The organism is Novosphingobium sp. KN65.2, from assembly GCF_001368935.1.
Lineage (GTDB): Bacteria > Pseudomonadota > Alphaproteobacteria > Sphingomonadales > Sphingomonadaceae > Novosphingobium > Novosphingobium mathurense.
In genome coordinates this window covers 1-3,239 of sequence record NZ_CCBH010000051.1, presented here as the reverse complement: position 1 = coordinate 3,239, position 3,239 = coordinate 1, and the positions used below count along the sequence as shown (strand labels likewise).

The following is a 3,239-nucleotide window of genomic DNA, read 5'->3' as shown; positions in this document are numbered from 1 at the left end:
GCCTGCCTGTCAGCCGCCTGCCTGTCAGCCGCCTGCCTGTCAGCCGCCTGATTGTCGTGATCGTGGCCGCTCTTGGCCTGCTGTCCGTCGTTCCTGCCATGGCGCAGGAAGAGCAGTCCACCGCGCCCTACGCCTATCGCCAGCTGGAAGACCCGGCCAAGGAGGAGAAGGCGCAGTCGCTGATGGAAACGCTGCGCTGCCTGCAGTGCCAGGGACAGTCGATTGCCGATTCGGATGCACCGATTGCCGGTTCGATGCGCTCGCTCGTGCGGGAGCGGATTGCTGCAGGCGAAGATCCCGAGGCGATTCGCAGCTGGCTGATCGAACGCTATGGCGACTACGTCAGCTATGCCCCGCAACTGACCAGCCTCACCTGGCCGCTTTTCGCCGTGCCCGCCTTTCTCATCCTGCTGGCCGTGCTGTTGCTGCGCCGGCGCTTTCGCAGGGGAGGGGAACAGTGACCTGGGTCCTCGTCGTCGTTCTGGCGCTGGTCGCCTTCATCGCCACCGCCTTCGTGCTCAAGGCGCCGCGTGGCGGCTGGGAAGCCATCGCTGCCGCTCTCGTGCTGGGCATCGCCGGCTATGCCTCGCAGGCAAGTCCGGGCTTGCCCGCAGCGCCCAAGGCGCCTTCAGAGCAGGTCTCCAATAATGCTGCGGCCATGGTCGATGCGCGGGGAAAGGTTAGCGACAGCAACCTGCCGCCGAGCGACCGCTGGGTGGTGATTGCCGACGGACTGGCGCGAAACGGCCGTTATGGCGATGCTGCTGAGGTCCTGCGCGGCGCGGTCGACGCCGATCCCAAGAACACCGAGGCATGGCTGGCGATGGGCAACGCACTCGTCTCGCATGCTGACGGTCTTCTCACGCCGGCTGCGCTCTATGCCTTCCGCAAGGCGGCCCTGTCGGACCCGGACGCACCGGGCCCGCCGTTCTTCCTGGGCCTCGCATTCGCCCAGTCGGGTCGTTACGCCGAGGCCCGCCAGCTCTGGTCCGACCTGCTCGAACGTGCGCCCGAAGATGCGCCCTGGCGCGCACCGCTGGCCGATCAGTTGACCAAGTTGGATGCATTCCTTGCCGGTCAATCGGGTGGACAGGGTCCCAGTTCGGATCAGTCAATCCGCTGAGGCTGATTTAAGTATCGTTGCTTGGGTCTCTGCATGCTGCTAACGGCCACCCCTTGCCGCAGCTGCGAGATGGCTTGTCCAGTCCATGACGGGGCGCAGGAATGAGTGATGAACAATCGGGTCGTGGTGCTGAAGCCCCGTCGGTAACCAATCCGGCGATGCCTTCGGCGTCTCCAGTCCCCGGGGGCCACGGTCATGGTTCCAACAGCATCGCCAAGCTCGCCTTCGGGGCGATAGGCGTCGTTTTTGGAGACATCGGTACCAGCCCGATCTACGCCTTTCGTGAAACTTTCGTCGGTCCGCACCCGCTGGCCATCGACGAGTTGCACATTCTGGGTGTCGTAAGCCTTATCTTCTGGTCGATGACGCTGGTCGTCTCGATCCAGTACGTGGGCATCCTGATGCGAGCGGACAACAAGGGGCAGGGCGGCAGCCTTGCCCTCGTCGCGCTGATCTCGGGTCACATCAAGAAATCGCGGTACGGTGGCCTCGTCGTGTTGCTGGGCGTCTTTGCGACCGCTCTGTTCTACGGCGACTCGATGATCACCCCGGCAGTTTCGGTGCTGTCGGCGGTCGAAGGTCTGACAGTCGTCGAATCGCGCCTTGCACCGCTGGTTCTGCCGATTGCGCTGGTCCTGCTGATCGGCCTGTTCGTGCTGCAGAAAAGCGGGACTGCCAAGGTCGGTGCGCTCTTCGCGCCGGTCATGGTGATCTATTTCTCGGTACTCGCGATCCTGGGCATCTATCACCTCGTCCAGATGCCCGGCGTGCTTGTCGCGCTGAACCCGTGGTACGCGATCCAGTTCTTCCTGACCGACAAGATGCTCGGCTTCCTCGCGCTGGGTTCGGTCGTGCTGGCCGTGACCGGCGCGGAAGCGCTCTATTCGGACATGGGCCACTTCGGCCGAGGCCCGATGCGCATGTCGTGGTTCGGCTTCGTCATGCCCTGCCTGCTGATCAACTACTTCGGCCAGGCGGCGATGATTCTCGGGCTGGACGATGCGTCGGCGGCAGAGGCGATGGAGAACCCGTTCTTCAACCTCGCGCCGGAATACCTGCGCCTGCCGCTCGTGATCCTGGCGACCTGCGCGACCTTCATCGCCAGCCAGGCGGTGATCTCGGGTGCGTTCTCGATCACGCACCAGGCCATGCAGCTGGGCTTCATCCCGCGCCTCTCGACCCGCCACACCAGCGAGCACGAGGTCGGGCAGATCTACATTCCCTTCGTGAACTGGGCGCTGATGACCGGCGTGATCGTGCTGGTCCTTGTGTTCCAGAACTCGTCGAACCTCGCTTCGGCCTACGGTATCGCGGTTACCGGTGCGATGCTGATCGACACCTGCTTGATGACCGTGCTGCTGATCGTCCTGTGGCGCTGGAAGCTGTGGCTGGCGATTCCGGTCATCGTTACCTTCTTCATCGTCGACGGCGCCTACTTCGCCGCGAACGCGACCAAGATCGCGGACGGCGGCTGGTTCCCGCTGCTGATCGGCGGCATTGCCTTCACGTTGCTGACGACGTGGAACAAGGGCCGCCGCCTCATGCGCCTGCGCATGACCGAGGCCGCGCTGCCGCTCAATGTCTTCGCCAAGAGCGCCCACGGCAGTGCCGCGCGCGTTCCGGGCACGGCGATCTTCATGGCGTCGAGCAATGTCGGCGTGCCTTCGGCACTGCTGCACAACATCAAGCACAACAAGGTGCTGCATGAGCGCGTCGTGGTCCTGACCGTCGAAGTGGCCGAAGTGCCCTATGTCGAGGCGAGCGAGCGCTACGAGGTCTCTGACCTCGGGCAGGGCTTCTATCGCCTGACGCTGCGCTACGGCTTCATGGAAGAGACGGACATCCCCGCAGCGCTCGCCAATACGCAGATCTGCGGCGCGCCGTTCGAGATGATGAAGACCAGCTTCTTCCTTTCGCGCCAGACGCTGCTGCCGGCGGCCAAGCCGGGCATGGCCATCTGGCGCGAAAAGCTTTTCGCCTGGATGATGCGCAATGCGGCGAGTGCCATGGAATTCTTCCGGCTGCCGACCAACCGCGTCGTCGAACTGGGCAGCCAGCTCGAGATCTGATCGCGAAGCTCGTCCTCGTCCAAAAGGACAGCAAAAAGGGGGGGGGG

Annotated in this window: 3 protein-coding genes; all 3 read left to right on the top strand. The window is 64.1% G+C overall.

Features of this window, described 5'->3' with window-relative positions; all coding sequences use genetic code 11:
• Nucleotides 1-98 precede the first annotated feature (98 nt).
• The 3 genes from SPHV1_RS01775 (at nucleotide 99) to SPHV1_RS01765 (ending at nucleotide 3,192) form a co-directional block, all read left to right on the top strand.
• Nucleotides 99-461: a cytochrome c-type biogenesis protein gene (locus SPHV1_RS01775; protein ID WP_231634395.1), complete on the top strand. Its 363-nt coding sequence runs from the start codon at nucleotides 99-101 to the stop codon at nucleotides 459-461.
• A complete protein-coding gene (locus SPHV1_RS01770; RefSeq protein WP_054944399.1) occupies nucleotides 458-1,123 on the top strand; it encodes a tetratricopeptide repeat protein in 666 nt (221 codons plus the stop codon). The genes SPHV1_RS01775 and SPHV1_RS01770 overlap by 4 nt, the downstream gene beginning before the upstream one ends.
• A gap of 101 nt (nucleotides 1,124-1,224) precedes the next feature.
• The gene (locus SPHV1_RS01765; RefSeq protein WP_054944398.1) at nucleotides 1,225-3,192 is read left to right on the top strand and encodes a potassium transporter Kup; all 1,968 of its coding nucleotides are present in this window, start codon (nucleotides 1,225-1,227) and stop codon (nucleotides 3,190-3,192) included.
• The last annotated feature ends 47 nt before the right edge of the window (nucleotides 3,193-3,239 follow it).

Excerpts from the sequence above, each read along its gene's own strand:
- SPHV1_RS01775 (WP_231634395.1), top strand. The coding sequence starts at position 99 with ATGGCGCAGGAAGAGCAGTCCACCGCGCCCTACGCCTATCGCCAGCTG.
- SPHV1_RS01765 (WP_054944398.1), top strand. The coding sequence starts at position 1,225 with ATGAGTGATGAACAATCGGGTCGTGGTGCTGAAGCCCCGTCGGTAACC.